The organism is Aquaticitalea lipolytica (genome assembly GCF_014641635.1).
Lineage (GTDB): Bacteria > Bacteroidota > Bacteroidia > Flavobacteriales > Flavobacteriaceae > Aquaticitalea > Aquaticitalea lipolytica.
In genome coordinates, this window is sequence record NZ_BMIC01000027.1 from 1 (window position 1) to 1,415 (window position 1,415).

The 1,415-nt window shown below is 27.2% G+C and carries 2 protein-coding genes; both read left to right on the forward strand.

Translation table 11 applies throughout. The features are described from left to right. Window positions 1–575: hypothetical protein (locus IEW41_RS14435; RefSeq protein ID WP_188607082.1), on the forward strand; the 575-nt coding region annotated here is incomplete at its 5' end. Continuing rightward, window positions 568–1,083 carry a hypothetical protein gene (locus tag IEW41_RS14440; RefSeq protein WP_188607083.1) on the forward strand — a complete coding sequence of 172 codons (516 nt, stop codon included), beginning with the start codon at window positions 568–570 and terminating at the stop codon, window positions 1,081–1,083. The genes IEW41_RS14435 and IEW41_RS14440, both read left to right, overlap by 8 nt. Window positions 1,084–1,415 lie beyond the last annotated feature (332 nt).

Sequence of the window (1,415 nt, forward strand, 5' to 3'; positions counted from 1 at the left end):
TTAATAACAACAATTTTTCTAATTTTGGAGCTCGAAAAAATGAATTACTTGTTGAGTATACACAATCTCAATTCTTTAAAAAATTTACAAAGTTTGCACTTGTGTTTATATTCTCTTTATTGTTAGTCAATTTTATGTTTTACAATTTCTACTTTAATAAAGTAGAAGGCCTACAACAAACCTCACTCGTAAATCAGCATTCAAAATCAAAAATTATTGGATTAAGCAAAGAGATCGAAAAATCTGAAAAGATTGTCTATGATATACTTCACAGTAGTAGCTCTAAAAGCTCATATTATTTAAACCATATAGTTAACAGTATCCCGTCATCAATACAGCTTTCACAAGTCGATTACCAACCTCTATTAAAAAAGATTAAATCTTATGAACCCATTTTAATAGACCATAATATCATATTAATTTCCGGTGATTCAACTGACAGTGAGATGTTTTCTTTTTGGATTAAAGAACTAGAGATTCTTACTTGGGTTGAGAAAATTGAAATTATTGATTATAGTGACTTGACTAACCACATTTCAAGTTTTAGTATAAAAATCACAATGAAGAATGACTAACAGAAATAGAAATATTGCTTTAATTATTGGTTTTTTTGTCGCTATCTTAGTTTGCTTTCAGCTAGCTTTTTCAAAAACTTTTGAATTAAAATCAGAGTATCAAAAACTATCAAATGAATATCTTCAATTTCAGAATATCCCTAAACAATTGTCAATCTTAAAACAAAAAGAACAGTTTTATGATTCCCTTCTTACCATAAATCAACTAAAAGACAGTTCTATTCAAAATAGTCTTTTGAACACTATTAATAATTATGCTCAAACTAATAACCTTAAAGTTAGTAGTTTTTTAAAACCTCATGTGAATATTAAAAATGAAGAGCTTACTATTAAAACCTATCAATTTATTTTAGAAGGCGATTATAATACCATAATAAACTTAATTTATCACCTTGAGCAAAAAACTAAATTTGGTGAAATTATTAATCTCCAATTTGAAAAGAAAAAGAATTTCAAAACAGGTAACTATTTTTTACAGGCATCTGTCTTACTTAAGAGTCTTGAATGATTACACAATACTCAAGTAATTCAAATAACATATCCTAATTATAGTGTCAAAAGAAATTAACTGAACACAAAATTCAGGTATGTCTAACCTTATTGAAAGAGGAAAAATACGTAGTTCTACGTATTGTATATCACTCCAATTAGATTTATCTTTATACTTCTCTCTGTTGACATTCCCCTTGTCTTAAATTATAACCAATATGAGTTCATCGTGACTCAACACCAAATTATTAATCTAAACAAATTATTATGGCAACTAATCCTGTTTCAATTCCAATTAATGGAGACTCATCGGGTCTTATTATATGTAATGCTCATGCTGCATATTATCAA

Excerpts from the sequence above, each read along its gene's own strand:
- IEW41_RS14440 (WP_188607083.1), top strand. The coding sequence starts at position 568 with ATGACTAACAGAAATAGAAATATTGCTTTAATTATTGGTTTTTTTGTC.